This window comes from Bacteroidota bacterium (assembly GCA_018816945.1).
In the GTDB taxonomy this organism is placed as follows: Bacteria; Bacteroidota; Bacteroidia; order Bacteroidales.
Window position 1 is genome coordinate 25,587 of record JAHIVC010000017.1, and the last position, 17,864, is coordinate 43,450.

A 17,864-nucleotide genomic window follows, 5' to 3' on the forward strand; every position below is an offset into this window, starting at 1 on the left:
GTTTCTTTTTTACTAAAAAATTCATCGATTCTTCAAAATAGCAACGAAGGTAGAGCATCCCGAAGAACCGGGACAAACGAATTAAGAAGTGAACTTTGATGTATCTATACAGATATATTATTCTCAGCTCACAAACAACCAAAATTTTATGGCAGCTTTATAGGGTCTGGTTCAGCTTAATCATCACAATACCCAATGTATGTTTTGTACGGAAGCGAACAAAATTCCGTACAAACCGAACAATGAATTTTTAAAATTCAATAAAGACAAATCAGCTAACTAGCAAGAGGTTAAGAGGATTGGATTTGTGGTATAAAAATTGACAAAATTAAAATTTCAAAAAAACCATAAATGAGATTTATGAAGGATCATGTTCATGTTATTAATTCATTAACCCAATATTAACCATGTATTAACATAGGCTTATCCGGTAAGAATATACCTTTATTGCATCAAAATATTATACATAACGTGTAACAATTCGAATAAAAAAAAGTACTTATTCATTGAAATAAAAACCTATCAATAAACCTAGTTAAAACATTAAAATCTAATTTATGAAAATTTCATTCCTAACATTTATCTTTCTAAGTTCTTTTACAATAGTAATTGCACAAAATGAATCACTACAGCCTGATACGCTTCGTAAAGATGCCTTGAATGTTTATATGCAAGCCAGTGATTATATACGTAAAGAAATTCCTTTTGTAAATTACGTGAGGGATATTAAAGACGCAAAAGTATATATTATATCTAGTTCTCAGCGAACCGGATCAGGAGGTAACGAGTTTATGTACTTTTTGAATGGACAGCATGAGTTTACCGGAATGAACGACACGATTTCATTTGTCAGTTCTTCTGATGATACCCAAGATCAAATACGGGAGGGGCAGGTGAAAGTATTAAAAATGGGGTTAATGCGATATATAGCCAAAACACCCTTGGCCAAACATGTCAATATCAAATTTTCTCAACCTTTATCTGAGGAAGTTTCTACTGATAAATGGGACAGTTGGGTATTCAGAACCAGATTCAATGGTTTTTTCCAAGGACAGAAAACCTACAAATCAAGTAATATCAATGGCTCTTTTTCTGCTAATCGAGTTACGGATAACTGGAAGATGAATTATAATCTAGGTATTAACCAAGGTACAGATAAATTTGAGATTGAGGATGAAATAATTAAAAGTGTCAATAAATCAAAATATTTCAATGCTCTTATAGTTAAAAGCATAAATGAACATTGGTCATACGGAGCTACTGCCAGAATAAGCTCTTCAACTTACAGCAATCGGAAATTTAGTGCAGAATTCCTCCCAAGTATCGAATATGATATATTTCCTTACTCTGAATCAACACGTCGTCAGCTAAGATTGTTATACTCAATAGGTGCCTATTCATACCAGTATACCGATACTACAATCTATAATAAAACCGAAGAAAGTAAATTGGGACAACAGCTTTGTGCAGCTTATGAAGTTGTCCAGAAATGGGGTTCAATGGAATTAAATATGAGATGGAGAAATTATTTTTCCGATTGGAAATTAAATAATCTATCGTTGGAAGGATATGTTAATTTCAGAATAACAAAGGGCCTAACATTCAATTTGGGCGGTGTTTACGAACTGATTCATGATCAGTTATCACTGGTAAAAGGTGGGGCCACATCCGAAGAAATCTTACTTCGTAGAAAAGAACTGGAAACAAGTTATTCATTTTTTACACATTTTGGACTGACATATACTTTTGGTTCAATTTATAACAATGTCGTCAATCCAAGATTTGGCAACTAGCAATATCTTACTCTTAACTTCCCGGCAAGTCTAACACATCGCCCCATATTTATTTGTAGGACTCTGCAGATATTGATTTTACATAACTTTTATGAATATTAAGGCTTTATCTAATGATAAGGCCTTTTTTTTGCATCGAACAACTATTTTCCCAAAAATTGACCATTTAACTATCAATTTGGCTCCAATATTGATAGATCATCACTCTCTGTAGTATTAATAATAGCAATGGTTACAGCCATTCATGTGTCGGAAAACACGTAGTATGTATTCGGAAAATACTCATTGTGTAAGGTTAACTGATGCAATAATTTTACCAGCGAATTTAAAATATTAATTAACCGTTAAAAACAAATTCACGGTAAAATTTGAAAATTAAAATAACTAATAAATCAAAACCTTATTGCTATGAAAAAATTATTATTTTTAATCCTGTCGACTACACTCATTTTCAGTAGTTGTGCAAAATGGGATGACAACCCTGCAGCCGACTCAGAATATGAAGTAGTTTTCAAAGGTGTGGCAGCTTCATTAAATAACCTTAAAGCAACTTGTGATAACCCTGATGCACAATATGCCTTTGTTAAGGTTAAACATACCGCATCAAGCACCATCCTAGATTTTTATCCTGAGGTATTCTATCTAGGTGGTACCGCTTACACACAATCCATTAAACTAAAACCGGGTTCCTGGGAAATTCTTGAATTTGTTTTAATGGGTGATAATTTCACACCGGGTAATACCAGTGATGATATCGTTATACAAGCAACTCCGCAGCAAGGTGCTCCATACGCTGATTTTATTTCAAATCCATTACCATTTACAACACAGGTGACAGAATTCCAAAAAAATGAAATCCCAATTGAAGTATTGTGTTTTGAAGAAACAGAATATGAAGAATTCGGTTTTAAATGGTTTAGGATAGACCAAGTTTCAGTTCGAGAGCAAGTATTTTTTGGTGACCTTTGTGTTAAACATCCCGCAGATTATGCAGGATCTCTTTATGCCAACCAAACTAATGGTGTGCAAATAGATATGCCGGCAATCTTTAAAATTGATGTTTATAATAACGGTACTTTTGTCGAATCATTTTCCAATGCTTCATGGTTAGGACAAGGTCAGCCATTAAAAGTAAAATATGTTGACAATAATGGTGAAGTTAACCATTTCAGGTTTGAATTGTTCATCCTCGTGCAAGATGGAGTCAATTTTACCTATAAAAAATTCCATACATGGGAATTTGATGATGATGCAAGAATTTCAGCCGGACAGGATAATGTAGTTGACTTTGTTTTAGGAAACTGCATGGTAACCGATGCTGATTTAATTTTAGCTCCTTACATAAGCTTACCTGCTACAGCTACTTATCAGGCAATTGCATGGTTACCAAACAGCACACTGGGAGCTTATGTTGATGCAAAAATCACAAACGTAGGTGATGTATCAACCAAATATGAATTGTATAATGGAACATGGCCATCATGGTGTGCTGATAAAAACACAACCATCGGAAGTGGTCCATACAATATGGACGTTTATAGTTCACTATACCCAAATTTAATACCGGTATTCGCCCGTCATGCGCAAGTATGGCCAATGGTAAACTGGTTAATGAATAACTTACATTATTATCCAACTGCAAGCATTATGGACATTCAAGATGCAATTTGGATATTACTAAACAATTATACTGGCGGTAGCTCATTAGCTCACACGATTGCTTCACAAGCATCGCAATATGGAGCTGGTTATGTTCCATTGCCAGGTGGTTGGGCAGCTATAATTTTCGTACCTCAAGGTACACCTCCAACTCAAGCTCAGCCAAACATTCAAACTATGTTCATCAGGGTCGATCCCTAGCAAAAACAACTAAATTTTGTGAACATAAAGGACCGGGGTAATTTATTACCCCGGTCTAATTTTCGCCTTTTAATTGTCCTTTCTTTAATGCTAGCAAAAAGAATTATAGACTAGACAAAAGCTCCCTAACTATTATAAACTATAAAAAACTATTATAAAATTAATCCTGAAAATTCTACACTTATTTTTTATATTTACTTTGACAAAGGTTAACACAAAATACCCCAGAACGATGAAACGGTTTTACAAAATTATCTTCCATCCATTTTCACTTTCAATCATTCTTTTGGGGGTTATGATCTTAATGATTCCAAGGATCAATAAGTACAGAACTGAGTTGGTCAACGACAATCAGATTTCCAAATCAGAAAAAAGCCTTTATTATTCTTTAATCAAAAAAGGCCAAATCGCTGAGATCGACAAAAAACTAAATATCCATTTACACAAGAAATTAGAAGATGTTTCATTCAATGAATATTTTGAAATGGATCTGGATGAAGATGGTGAAACCGAATATCTTTTCATGGGTGATAAAAACCAATTTATGATCATTGCCAGAAATGATTTCTCACATCCGATAATATTCCCGCTTCCATTTAACGACAATGCCAAACAGATCGAAATAAAATTCACCAACAAAATATTCCCACAATTATCCATCATTTATGGTGATCAGCAGATTTATATAAATTATTTAAAGAACAAATTATATTCTTATCGATATTTACTCCTATTCGCTCTTTATGTAATTATTCTCATAATAGTGATCTTATTAAATAGGATTTTCAATATCTATAAACAAAAAAGGATTGAATGCGCCAAAGAAATTGCCGAACTCAAACTAAAAAACATCAGAAATCAACTTGATCCTCATTTCACGCTTAACGTACTGAATTCTATTGGATATTCTTTTCAGGCAAATGATGCAGAAACGTCTGACTATATTTTTGGCAAATACAGTAAACTTCTTCGCAATACCATATTTGCTTCAAGCAGTGCATACTCGACTCTTGAGAATGAACTTGAATACATTCAGGACTATCTTGATATTGAAAAATTCAGGATGGAAGACCGTTTTCAATATAAAATTACAGCAATTCCGGACAATGCCGACAAAATCATTTTTCCTAAAATGATGCTCCACACCTTTGTTGAGAACTCGATTAAACATGGAATTAAACCCTTAAAAAAAGCAGGATACTTAAGTATTAATTTTATAAATGAAAATAAAAATACTATCATTTTAATTCAGGATAACGGGATTGGGCGGGAAAAAGCAAAAGATCAGAATATAAACAGCACAGGCAAAGGTTTGGAGATTATAGAAGAAATGATTGAGTTATTCTATGAACTGGTAAAAATTAAAATCAATTATCAGATTACCGATCTGTATGATGAGGATAAAAATCCAAAAGGGACATTGATTAGAATTTCTTACCCAACTCAAAACCCTGAATAAAAATTTCCCAGCATGGGAAATACTTTCCCGAAATGCCTTCGTATAACAAATTACTTTATTACTTAATATCTGATAATGTGATTCTTATGTAATTTGTATAATGTTTGTTATCTGTGTTAGAGCAATAGAAGGTTTACATTATGGGATACATTAAATGTGCAATAATTGATGATGAACTGGCAGCCGTGAACAGGCTTGAAATGCTTTTGCAAAAAATCGATACAGTTCAGGTTGTTTTTAAATCAACCGATCCGGAGTCGTTTGTTGCTGCCATCCTTCAAAAAAAACCGGATATTGTTTTTCTGGACATTGAAATGCCCCGGATCACAGGATTTGATATTGTTGAGGATTTAAGATCGAAATATTTCTTGCCTAAATTCATTTTTATTACCGGATACAATCAATATGCAATAAAGGCCATTAAAAATGCTGCTTTTGATTATATACTAAAACCGGTAGATATTGACGATTTAAAGTCATGTATTCAGCGTTATGATCAGCAGTATAATTCAAAAACAGTAAACTTAAACGACTTTGTTTTATGCGAATCATTGACAAAGCGTGAAAATGAGGTACTACAACTCTCCTGTATGGGATTGCCCATCAAACAAATCTCCAGCAAACTAAAAATATCTGACCGCACAGTTGAGAAACACAGATCAAACCTAATGGTAAAAACCGGTTCAAAAAACTTGATTGAGGTTATCGTTTACGCTTATAAAAATGCCATTGCTTCTGTGTATCTATAACCAATAGGCAGTTAAGGATTATCGCATATCAACCCTCAACTTATTAACAATTCTATATTCATTTAATTTAATTTATTGTTCGTCCTTCCAAACAATAATAATTATATTTGCCTGCACTTAATTAGACCTTAAATTAAAAATGATACAATGAAAATTACGATAGTTGGTACCGGATACGTTGGTTTAGTAACAGGTACATGCTTTGCTGAAGTCGGCATTGATGTTAGTTGTGTGGATATTGATAAGAAAAAAATTGATGGCCTCAATAAAGGAATTATTCCAATTTTTGAGCCCGGTCTGGAAGAACTTGTTCATAGAAATGTCAAAAAAGGAAGATTACATTTCACTACAGATTTGGCCTCCACACTTGATGGGTGTGAAGTTGTTTTTGGTGCAGTCGGAACCCCTCCCGATGAGGATGGAAGCGCTGATTTAAAATATGTTCTGGAAGTTGCCAGAGAAGTCGGACAACACATGACTGACTATTTGTTAATGGTTACAAAAAGCACAGTTCCGGTTGGAACAGCCGAAAAAGTAAGAGCTGCATTACAAGGGGCACTTGATGTCAGAAGATCTGACCTTAAATTTGACGTAGCTTCAAATCCTGAATTTCTGAAGGAAGGAGCAGCTATTGATGATTTCATGCGCCCTGATCGAATTGTTGTAGGAGTGGACAAACCTAAAGCACAAGACTTGATACAAAAGCTTTATAAACCATTTACAATGAATGGCCATCCTGTAGTATTTATGGATATCATTTCAGCTGAGATGACAAAATATGCCGCTAACTCAATGCTCGCAACAAAAATCAGCTTTATTAATGATATTGCCAACCTATGCGAAATTGTTGGTGCAAACGTAAATATGGTTCGTAAAGGAATTGGTTCCGACACCCGAATCGGCCCAAAATTTATTTATCCCGGTGCAGGATACGGTGGCTCATGTTTTCCAAAAGATGTGAAAGCATTAATTAAAACTGCCGACGATAATAACTATTCCTTAGATGTACTAAAAGCTGTTGAAGAAGTTAATGAAAGACAAAAATCCATCATGTACCGTAAAGTTGCTGCCTATTTCGATAATAAATTAGTAGGTAAAAAAATTGCTTTATGGGGCTTGTCATTTAAACCTAAAACTGATGATATGCGTGAAGCTCCATCGTTGGTGATTATTAAAAAATTCCTTGAAGCCGGAGCAAGCGTAAGTGCTTATGATCCTGCAGCGATGGAAGAAGCAAAAATCAAACTCGGCAACTCTATTGAGTATGTTCAAAACCAATATGATGCACTTAAAAATGCCGATTGTCTTGTCATCATCACCGAATGGTCCGAATTCAAATTCCCGGATTTTGCAAGGATTAAAAAACTTTTAAAGAATCCTGCGATATTTGATGGTCGTAACATCTACGATTATAACGAAATTAAAAAGCTCGGATTTGATTATTCCTGCATTGGAATCAATATTAAATAAATGCAAAGCCTGATAAAACCTATCAGGCTTTTCTTTTTTTTCTATCTTTAAGAATTAAATAATTATTAAGATCATATTCAAACGGGCATGTTCGTTAAGTACAATTAAGGATGAAAATCTCATATGCGAGTTTTATCTAATAAACTAATTAAACTTATTTACAGATGAAAAAAATTCTAGTAACCGGAGGTGCCGGATTTCTTGGCTCACATCTTTGTGAACGGCTTTTAAATGATGGTAATGAAGTAATTTGTCTTGATAATTATTTTACCGGTCAAAAGAAAAATGTAATACATCTGCTCGATAACCCCTACTTTGAAATGATCAGGCATGATGTTACCATGCCATTCTTTATCGAAGTAGATCAAATTTACAATTTGGCTTGTCCTGCATCACCTATTCATTACCAGTACAATCCGATTAAAACCATTAAAACTTCTGTTGCAGGTGCAATCAATATGCTTGGATTGGCCAAGCGTATAAATGCAAAAATCCTACAAGCATCCACAAGTGAAGTTTATGGTGATCCACAGATCCACCCTCAAACTGAATCATACTGGGGGCATGTAAACCCGATCGGTTCGCGTGCCTGCTATGATGAGGGAAAACGTTGTGCCGAAGCCCTGTTCGTAAATTATCATAAACAAAACAATGTTCGTATAAAAATCATGCGCATATTTAATACCTATGGGCCAAGGATGCACCCGAACGACGGAAGGGTTGTTTCCAATTTTATAATGCAAGCATTACATGGTAGGGATATTACCATTTATGGTGATGGATTACAAACCAGAAGTTTTCAATATGTAGACGATTTAATCGAAGGGATGATAAGACTGATGGAAACCGGAGATGATTTTATCGGACCCGTAAATGTTGGAAATCCCGGCGAATTTACCATGCTTCAATTAGCTGAGAAAATCATTGAATTTATCGGCTCAAAATCAAAAATCGTTTATGAACCCCTTCCCGATGATGATCCTATGCAACGGCAACCTGACATTACACTTGCCAGGGAAAAATTAAACTGGGAACCCAAAATTTCTTTAAACGAAGGCTTGATCAAAACAATCAATTTTTTCAAAACTATAGTATAGTATGATGCAAAACATCCTTGTTACCGGTAGCAAAGGGCAGCTTGGGAATGCAATAAAAAAGATATCATCTAAGCTGATAAATTCCAATTTTTTCTTCACGGATATTGAAGAATTGGATATTACCTCCTACGATCAAATTGGCAAATTTATTCAAAAAAATAAAATCAATATAGTCATAAATTGTGCAGCTTATACCGCGGTTGACCAAGCAGAAACGGACCGGGAAAAAGCCTTTCTAATAAACGTGACGGCAGTAGAATACCTGTCGATACAGGCAAAAGCAAATAATGCCACACTTATTCACATTTCCACCGATTATGTTTTTGATGGCACCAGCCATATCCCCTATAAGGAAACTGACATTCCTGATCCAAAATCGTATTACGGACTTACAAAATATGAAGCCGAACAAAAGATCGAACAGTTCGCGGAAAATGCCATCATTATCCGCACCTCCTGGCTCTATTCAGAATACGGGAACAATTTTGTAAAAACAATGATCAGGTTAGGAAATGAGAAAGAAAGCTTAAATGTAATTAACGACCAGTTTGGGTCACCTACTTATGCAGCTGATCTTGCTGATACAATTATTAACCTAACACAAGTAAGAATTAAAGGAATTACATTTTACAATTATTCGAATGAAGGTAGTTGTACCTGGTACGAATTTGCAAAAGCCATCATGGAGTTAAAAAAGATTAATTGTGTTGTAAATCCTATCACAACCGAAGAATATCCAACAGCAGCCGTGAGGCCAAAATACAGTTTGCTCGATAAAAGCAAGATTAAAAAAGAGTTGAATATAGAAATCCCATTTTGGAAAGAAAGTTTAAAAACCTGTTTGAAAAAAATTTAACCCACCAAAAATGAAAAACCCTGAACGCGAAATCTTAGAAAAAGCAAAATCTTGGCTATCAAAAAGTTTTGATGAAAAAACACGACTTCAGGTTCAGCATTTGCTTGATCACGACCCGGCAGAACTCACTGAGTCTTTCTATAAAAACTTGGAATTTGGCACAGGAGGGTTGAGAGGGATCATGGGCGTTGGAACCAATCGCATGAACAAATATACGGTTGGGATGGCAACACAGGGACTGGCCAATTATCTTATCAAAACTTATCCTAAGGATGAATTAATTAAGGTTGTAATAGGATACGACTCACGTAATAATAGCCGATATTTCGCTGAAATTGCTGCGGATGTTCTTTCTGCTAACGGTTGTAAAGTTTATCTTTTCGAGGATCTCCGCCCTACTCCTGAAATTTCTTTTGCAATCCGTTATTTAAATTGTCATAGCGGAATTATCATTACTGCATCGCACAACCCAAAAGAATACAATGGTTACAAAGCTTATTGGAACGATGGGGCACAACTCATTCCTCCACACGATAAAAATGTGGTTGAAGAAGCTTCTAAAATATTTGATATTGCCCAGGTAAAATTTAAAGGTAAAAAGGAGCATATCGAAATACTTGGTGAAGTGCTCGACAATGCCTATCTTAAAGAAATAAAGGGATTATCCCTTTCACCCGAAGCCATAAAAGCCCATCATGATATTAAAATAGTTTATACACCGCTGCATGGCACAGGTGCCATGCTGGTTCCCAGATGCCTGAAAGAATTTGGCTTTACAAACATCAGCTCGGTTGAAGAGCAATCTGTTCCGGACGGAAATTTTCCTACGGTAGTGTCACCAAACCCTGAAGAATCTGCAGCTTTAAAAATGGCTATCGAAAGGGCCATAAAAATTGATGCTTCATTGGTAATGGCAACCGACCCGGATGGAGACAGGGTTGGTATTGCCGTTAGAAATCAAAAAAGTGAATTCGTTTTGGTTAATGGCAATCAAACTGCTTGCCTCCTCACCTATTATTTGCTTAAAAAATGGGAAGATAATAAAAAACTGACCGGTAAGGAATATATCGTAAAAACAATTGTTACCAGCGAATTAATGAAAGATATTGCCATCAAGTTCAATGTTGAATATTTTGATGTTTTAACCGGATTTAAATGGATTGCCGATGTTATTCGCAAAAAAGAAGGAATTAAAACCTTCATCGGTGGCGGTGAAGAAAGTTACGGCTATATGATTGGTGATTTTATTCGCGATAAAGATGCCGTAAGTGCCTGTGCAATGATTGCTGAAATAGCAGCCTGGGCAGCAAAAAAGGGCAAAACCATTTACGATATACTCATCGAAATTGCAGTTGAATTCGGTCTTTATAAAGAGTCGCTCATTTCAATCGTTCGCAAGGGAAAAACCGGTGCAGAGGAAATCCAGCAAATGATGGCTGATTTCAGAAACTACCCTCCTGAGAAAATCAATGGTTCCAGGGTAATTATTATTAAAGATTATGAATTGCAAAAAGAATTTGATTTATCAGGCAATTCGATGAAACAAATTGACTTACCCAAATCAAATGTATTACAGTTCTTTACCGAAGATGGGTCGAAAATCAGTGTGCGCCCTTCAGGTACCGAACCTAAAATCAAGTTCTACTTTAGCGTAATGGAACAACTTTATTCAGCCGATGAATATGACGAGTTGGATAAAGAATTGGGGTTCAAGATCAATAATATCATTGCTGATTTAAAATTAAAATAAAAAACATTCTTTTAAATTCATTTAAATATCTGATTTCAAGCATCTTTTGAAAATCTATTCAAGATTGACAAAAAAATATCACTAAAATTATTAGGTTTGTATTGCAAACTATATTATTATTGCAGTGTTAATTTATATTTAAAACTCAAATAATATGGAAAACGATAAAATTTTAAGTCCGGCCGAAAGTTTAAAACTCATAGCCGAAACCATTGAAAAAACCAAATCAAATGTGCAAAACGGAAGCTTCTATTTTCTACTTTGGGGATGGCTGGTAAGTATTTCCGGCATAGCGCAATTCATTATGATTAAATATACGGATATAAAAACCCATTATTACGTTTGGCCAATCATGGCAATAATTGGAACTGTTGCTTGTATTATTTACGGTTTTAAAGTTGAGCGACAAAAAAAATATGAAACATATCTCGATTCCGTTTTTATGAATCTATGGACCGTTTTGGGTGTTTCATTCTTCTTTATTGTATTTATGGTCGTATGGCTTCACAACACAGTTGTTCCATTTGTATTATTACTAGCAGGAATAGGAACCTTAGCTTCAGGATTAATTATTAAGTTTAAACCAATGATTTTTGGAGGTGTGCTTTTTTTCATCTTTTCGATCATTGCATTATTCGTGCCGCAGCCATTTGATACATTAGTAAGCTCACTTGCAATAGTAACAGGCTATCTAATACCAGGCTATATTTTAAAATATACTCAACCTAAGAAAGCATAGCCATGTTCACAGATCTTGACCCCGTTTTAAGTTCTCAGGTTCGTCTCGCAGTCGTCTCCATTCTCATGCGGGTGAAAAGCGCCGACTTCCTCTACCTGATGGAAACCATCGGCACCACACAGGGCAATTTAAGCCATCAGTTAAAAAAACTGAACGAAGCCAATTATATCGAAATCATCAAATCTTTCAGGAACAATTACCCTCACACAAGCTGCCAGATTACGAGCATAGGCAGGGATGCATTCGAGAAATATGTGGAAGACATTAAAGGCTATTTGAATGTCAAATGATTAATGTTGAATGCAGAATGTTGAATGTCTAATTATAAATTATGAGTTATGTGTTTATTTGATTTTAAATTCACCTATTTACCAATCCACCAATTTACCAATCCACCAATTTACCAATCCACCAATTCACCAATCTACTAATTCACCATTTCAAAATACAAACAACAGAAGAAACAAAAAAACAGTTAAATTTTTACCATTTTTGTAGGTACAATTATTAAATACATTTCCGACCTTTATCGAAAATAACAAAAACGAGTAAAGATGTGGCAAATATTTCTGGGCAGTATAGTTTTAAGCTTAATTCACGCGTCCATCCCCAATCATTGGATTCCGATAATCGCGATTTCAAAAATTCAAAAATGGACGTATAAAGAAACCATTTCGGCAACTTTCATTATTGGATTTGCACATATGATGAGTACCATAATTATAGGGATTATTGTTGGCTTTCTTGGCATTAAACTCTCCGAAAATTATGATTATATCATTAAGATTGCCGCACCTTTGGTATTGCTTTCAATTGGGGTAATTTATTTATTGCTCGACCTAAAATCAGATCATCGTCACCATCATCATAAAAATGAAGAGCAAATCATTAAGAATAAGAAATCAAAATTTGCCATCATATCCTCTTTAAGTATTGCCATGTTTCTTTCGCCGTGTCTCGAAATAGAAGCTTATTATTTTCAGGCTGCCTCACTTGGCTGGATTGGGATCTTAATCGTTTCCACTACCTATCTGGCAGTAACAATGCTTAGTATTATTGCCTTGGTTCATTTCGGATTAAAAGGCGTAAATAAATTTAACTTTCATTTTCTCGAGAATCATGATAAGATGATAACCGGGATTGTATTGATACTCTTGGGACTATTGGCATATTTTGTTGAATTTTAGAACAAAAAACTATGAGTAAGAATCCGGTTAGAAATTTTGCGCTCTATCTAATTTTTACGATTGTGATTGCAATGCTTATTTCTTGTCGGAAGAATGAGGTTTTAAAATATAAGAATCCGGAAACTCCAATCGCAGAAAGAGTTGATGATCTTTTGTCAAGAATGACAATGGAAGAGAAGTTCTGGCAATTATTCATGATTCCGGACGATTTATCAGACGGAAAGGAAAAATACAAACACGGAATATTTGGGTTTCAGGTGTCGACCAAAGGAAAATCAGGAAAAGAAGTCGAACAATTGCTGGACCATTTAGATGGTGGCACAGCCAAAGAAACAGCCGAACTCATCAACAACATTCAAAAGTACTTCGTTGAAGAAACCCGGCTGGGAATACCCATCATCCCTTTTGATGAAGCATTGCATGGCCTGATCAGGGATGGAGCCACGGCATTTCCACAATCCATTGCTTTGGCGGCAACCTGGGATACCTTATTGATGGGCAAGGTTGCCCATGCCATCGCGATGGAGACGAAAACAAGAGGCATCCGTCAAATCCTCTCACCTGTGCTAAACATTGCCGGAGATGTTCGCTGGGGCAGAACCGAAGAAACCTATGGCGAAGATCCCTTTCTCACCACTCAAATGGCGATAGCATTTATCTCGCAGTTTGAGCAATCAGGTGTTTTAACCACCCCAAAACATTTTATTGCAAATGTTGGTGATGGCGGGCGCGACAGCTATCCGATTCATTTTAACGAACGCCTGCTCGAAGAAATTCACTTCCCTGCATTTAAAGCCTGTATTCAAAAAGCTAATGCCGGATCAATCATGACGTCCTACAACTCACTCGATGGCAGTCCATGCTCTGCAAATGATTGGTTGTTGAATAAAAAATTAAAAAATGAATGGGGTTTTGAAGGATTCGTAATCTCTGATGCCGGTGCTACCGGAGGAGCAAATGTATTGCATTTTACGACTAAGGATTATGCTGAGTCAACCAAACGATCCATCGAAAATGGGTTGGACGTAATTTTCCAGACTTCCTACGATCACTACCCCTTATTTTACAAGGCATTTGAAGATGGGATGATCGACGAGAAAGCAATAGATGAAGCGGTTCGAAGGGTACTTCGGGCTAAATTCAAACTGGGATTGTTCGAAAATCCATATGTGGATGCGGATGAATCCGAAAAGTGGAATGCATCGGCAGCACATCGTGAATTAGCAAAGAAAGCGGCCCTGGAATCGATTGTACTGCTTAAAAATGAGCGAAATACCCTTCCGCTGAAAAAAGACATAAAATCATTGGCACTTATCGGAATTGATGCCATTGAAGCCCGATTGGGCGGTTATTCAGGACCCGGAAATAATCCCGTAAATATTTTACAGGGAATTGAAAGTAAAGTGGGCAAAACCTGCACCATTAATTATGCTCCGGCTTGTGGCAGGGAATCAATTTCATATATTGCCATACCAAATAAAAACCTCTTTTTTTATAAGGATAACAAAAAAATATCCGGATTAAAAGGAGAATATTTCAATAATACAACACTGGAAGGGACTCCTGCATTGACCCGTGTTGACCCGCAAATTAACTTTCAGTGGACCTTGTTTTCGCCCGATCAGGAAAAAATTAATTTCGACTGGTTTGCTGCCAGATGGACGGGTAAACTTGTGGCCCCCGAAACAGGCGAATTTGATATCGGATTAGAAGGCGACGACGGATATCGCTTGTATCTTGATGATCAATTAATTATCGATAATTGGAAAAAACAATCTTTTCGGACACTTACCAAAAAATACCATTTTGAAAAAGGCAAGGAGTATAATATAAAAGTTGAATTTTATGAAACCACGGGTAATGTAAAGCTTAAACTGATATGGAATTTGGGTATAAAAAATTCCTATGAAAAAGAAATCGGGGATGCCGTTGCAATGGCAATGAAAAGTGATGTGGTAGTCATTGTTGCCGGCTTGGAAGAAGGTGAATTCAGGGACCGTGCGTACCTTTCATTACCCGGCCATCAGGAAGAATTGATTAAAAAGATAGCTGCTACCGGAAAGCCTGTGGTAGTTGTTTTGGTTGGAGGCAGTGCCATTACCATGAATAACTGGATCGACCAAGTACCAGCGATCATCGATGTTTGGTATCCCGGAGATGAAGGCGGTAATGCAGTGACTGATATTTTGTTTGGCGATTTCAATCCGGCCGGACGATTGCCCATTACTTTCCCGGTTCATGAATCGCAATTGCCGCTTTATTACAACCATAAGCCCACCGGAAGGGGCGACGATTATTTAAACCTTAGCGGAAAGCCTTTGTTCCCGTTCGGTTATGGGTTGAGTTATACGCGGTTTGAATATCATGCTTTGAGCATTGAGAAGCCGCTGATCAATATAAACGAAAGTTCCACTGTTCATTTTAAAGTGACAAATAACGGAGATTACGATGGCGACGAAGTGGTTCAATTATATATCAGGGATCTGTTTGCTTCGGTTGCACGGCCTGTATTGGAACTAAAAGGCTTTCAACGGATCTACCTAAAAAAAGGAGAAACAAAAGATCTGACTTTTGAAATCGGCCCCGAATTGCTTGCCATGCTCGACCTAAATCTGAACCGCATCGTAGAACCGGGTGAATTCAGGATCATGATAGGAGCTTCCTCCAACGACATTCGCTTAAGAGGAATATTGACTGTTAAATGATTATTGTTGAATGATTATTGATAATTGATTAACATTTACAAATTCTTTATCATTCAAAATTTAACATTCTACATTTTACATTCTGAATTCTAAATTCTTCATTTATCATTCAACAATAATCATTTATCATTCGAATTTTTTTTATACATTTATTCCTCGAAAATTTAAGGTTCGGCATGACATAAATCGATCAAAAATTTTCGTCTCCCCATTTAATAAAAGGCATTTAAAGCTTTTTGTATGATATCGACTATCGTATTACGTAATTTAAAACATCAGGATAAGGCATGTATTGCCATTACCTTTCCTTACGATGTGGCCCTGAAATCGTTGATTTCGGTTATCGATGGTGTAAAGTGGAGCCAGACAAACCGTTGCTTTTATCAGGAATATTCTATCGACAATTATAAAAAGCTGGTCTATCAATTCGATCAGAAACAAATAAAATACGATAGTCGATATTTCATACACCCATCCCGAATCATCTACGGTGAAACAGACAATAAGTCGAAATCGAAGCCAAAAGCAATTAAGAAATTGCTTGATACTGAAAAAACCGGGCTTATCGCATCCTTTAAAAAATGGCTGATACAAAACCGGTACAGCGAAAATACGATCCGCACTTACGTGAGTATGATCGAAACATTTTTAGGTTTTTATGCTGATAAAGAAATATCGGAAATTGACCTAAACGATATTAACAAATTCAATTATGATTATATCATTAAAGAAGGGTTTTCGGTTTCGTTTCAAAATCAGATGATAAATGCCATCAAATTATTTTTCTTTAAGATGCTGGATGTAACATATGACATTGAAAAAATTGAAAGGCCCAGAAAATCAACTACTTTACCAAAGGTAATTGCAAAAGAGGATGTCAAAAAAATGCTTGAATCGATCAAAAACATCAAGCATAAAACCGCGCTAAGTTTAATTTATGGCTTAGGGTTGAGAAGAAGTGAGTTATTAAATATACGCATTGTTGATATCGACTCGAAAAGGATGATGGTTTACATTATTAACGCAAAAGGAAATAGAGATCGGAGTTTGCCTTTATCAGAAAAATTATTGGGATTGATCAGAAGGTATTATCTGCAATACAAACCTGTTTACTATTTAATAGAAGGGCCACAAGTAGGTCAGCAATATTCGGCCACGAGTTTGCGAAATATTTTTAAAGAATCGTTTCGTAAAATAAATAAAAACCATACATTTACTTTACATTGTTTGCGACATAGTTACGCTACACATTTACTAGAAGCTGGAACTGATTTAAGATACATTCAGGAACTTTTGGGACATAAGTCCAGCAAGACTACAGAAATCTACACCTTCGTAAGCATAAATAGCTTGAAAAACATAAAAAGTCCGTTGGATGACTTTGAAATATAAAGAACATAAAAACCTGCGCTTTACAATCCTATATGGGGAGATAAAGTCCAGTTTATGTACCATATAAACAAGTTAGCGGTCAGTGTAAAAAAATGCACATAGACAGATTATCAGAAAGCAAAGTTATGAATTGTATAACGACTAAATAAAAATAGATGAAAAATGCTTTAGGTTTTTTCATCTATCTAATTTTTTCATACTTTTGCATACATTAAAAAAATGGATGTTTACTTTTAATTTGGATATTGTTCTGTAAACAATCTGTGCTTTTTGTATAGATTGTACCTTCGTTTGTTCTCGGATAATTCTTTTCGAGAGCTATTTTTATTGAATTAATTTAAGTTTTAATCTGCGTACAACTGTGAAAGCATTGTAATGCTTTTCGTGTGTGCAAAAAAATAATAAAAATGAATAACGAAAAAAAGACAATTCACGAATTTGACTTGAATATTATTTATGAATATTTTTCAAAAACAGAAAGACAAGGACCTGGAAATCCAGAAGAAACGCTTAAAGCATTAGGTTTTATAGACGGTCTTACCGAAAAGTCCAAAATTGCTGACATTGGTTGTGGAACAGGTGGTCAAACAATGGTATTAGGAGCACATACACCGTGTGAAATTATCGGTATTGATGCTTGGCACGGTTTTATTAGTCAATTAAACCAAAATGCCCAAAATAAAAATCTTCAAGATAAAGTGAAAGGCATTGTTGGGAATATGGAAAACCTTCCATTTCAAGAAGAGGAATTTGATCTGATTTGGTCAGAAGGTGCAATTTATCATATCGGATTTGAAAAAGGATTAA

14 protein-coding genes are annotated in these 17,864 nt (G+C 35.5%); all 14 read left to right on the top strand.

Annotation, left to right across the window (positions count from 1 at the left end):
- Positions 1–557: 557 nt before the first annotated feature.
- Positions 558–1,793 carry a hypothetical protein gene (locus KKG99_03215; protein MBU1011990.1) on the top strand — a complete coding sequence of 412 codons (1,236 nt, stop codon included), beginning with the start codon at positions 558–560 and terminating at the stop codon, positions 1,791–1,793.
- Between the two features lie 408 nt (positions 1,794–2,201).
- Entirely contained in the window at positions 2,202–3,653 is a 1,452-nt protein-coding gene (locus KKG99_03220; protein MBU1011991.1) for a hypothetical protein, read from the top strand.
- Between the two features lie 232 nt (positions 3,654–3,885).
- Positions 3,886–5,112, top strand: a complete 1,227-nt coding sequence (locus tag KKG99_03225) for a histidine kinase (GenBank protein MBU1011992.1) — start codon at positions 3,886–3,888, stop codon at positions 5,110–5,112.
- Between the two features lie 140 nt (positions 5,113–5,252).
- Positions 5,253–5,861: a response regulator transcription factor gene (locus tag KKG99_03230; protein ID MBU1011993.1), complete on the top strand. Its 609-nt coding sequence runs from the start codon at positions 5,253–5,255 to the stop codon at positions 5,859–5,861.
- Positions 5,862–6,008: 147 nt separating this feature from the next.
- Positions 6,009–7,331: a UDP-glucose/GDP-mannose dehydrogenase family protein gene (locus tag KKG99_03235; protein MBU1011994.1), complete on the top strand. Its 1,323-nt coding sequence runs from the start codon at positions 6,009–6,011 to the stop codon at positions 7,329–7,331.
- Between the two features lie 164 nt (positions 7,332–7,495).
- Positions 7,496–8,428: an SDR family oxidoreductase gene (locus tag KKG99_03240; protein ID MBU1011995.1), complete on the top strand. Its 933-nt coding sequence runs from the start codon at positions 7,496–7,498 to the stop codon at positions 8,426–8,428.
- 4 nt (positions 8,429–8,432) lie between these two features.
- Positions 8,433–9,284 (top strand): dTDP-4-dehydrorhamnose reductase, encoded by an 852-nt coding sequence (rfbD, locus tag KKG99_03245; protein MBU1011996.1) that lies wholly within the window; start codon positions 8,433–8,435, stop codon positions 9,282–9,284.
- A gap of 10 nt (positions 9,285–9,294) precedes the next feature.
- Positions 9,295–11,034 carry a phospho-sugar mutase gene (locus KKG99_03250; protein ID MBU1011997.1) on the top strand — a complete coding sequence of 580 codons (1,740 nt, stop codon included), beginning with the start codon at positions 9,295–9,297 and terminating at the stop codon, positions 11,032–11,034.
- A gap of 154 nt (positions 11,035–11,188) precedes the next feature.
- Entirely contained in the window at positions 11,189–11,773 is a 585-nt protein-coding gene (locus KKG99_03255; GenBank protein MBU1011998.1) for a hypothetical protein, read from the top strand.
- 2 nt (positions 11,774–11,775) lie between these two features.
- On the top strand, positions 11,776–12,063 hold the full coding sequence (locus KKG99_03260) for a transcriptional regulator (GenBank protein ID MBU1011999.1): 288 nt from the start codon (positions 11,776–11,778) through the stop codon (positions 12,061–12,063).
- A gap of 264 nt (positions 12,064–12,327) precedes the next feature.
- A complete protein-coding gene (locus KKG99_03265; GenBank protein ID MBU1012000.1) occupies positions 12,328–12,960 on the top strand; it encodes a hypothetical protein in 633 nt (210 codons plus the stop codon).
- A gap of 11 nt (positions 12,961–12,971) precedes the next feature.
- Complete coding sequence (locus KKG99_03270; GenBank protein ID MBU1012001.1) at positions 12,972–15,665, top strand: glycoside hydrolase family 3 C-terminal domain-containing protein; 2,694 nt, start codon at positions 12,972–12,974, stop codon at positions 15,663–15,665.
- A gap of 240 nt (positions 15,666–15,905) precedes the next feature.
- Entirely contained in the window at positions 15,906–17,057 is a 1,152-nt protein-coding gene (locus tag KKG99_03275) for a site-specific integrase (protein MBU1012002.1), read from the top strand.
- 407 nt (positions 17,058–17,464) lie between these two features.
- The coding region (locus KKG99_03280) for a class I SAM-dependent methyltransferase (GenBank protein MBU1012003.1) at positions 17,465–17,864 on the top strand (400 nt) is incomplete at its 3' end.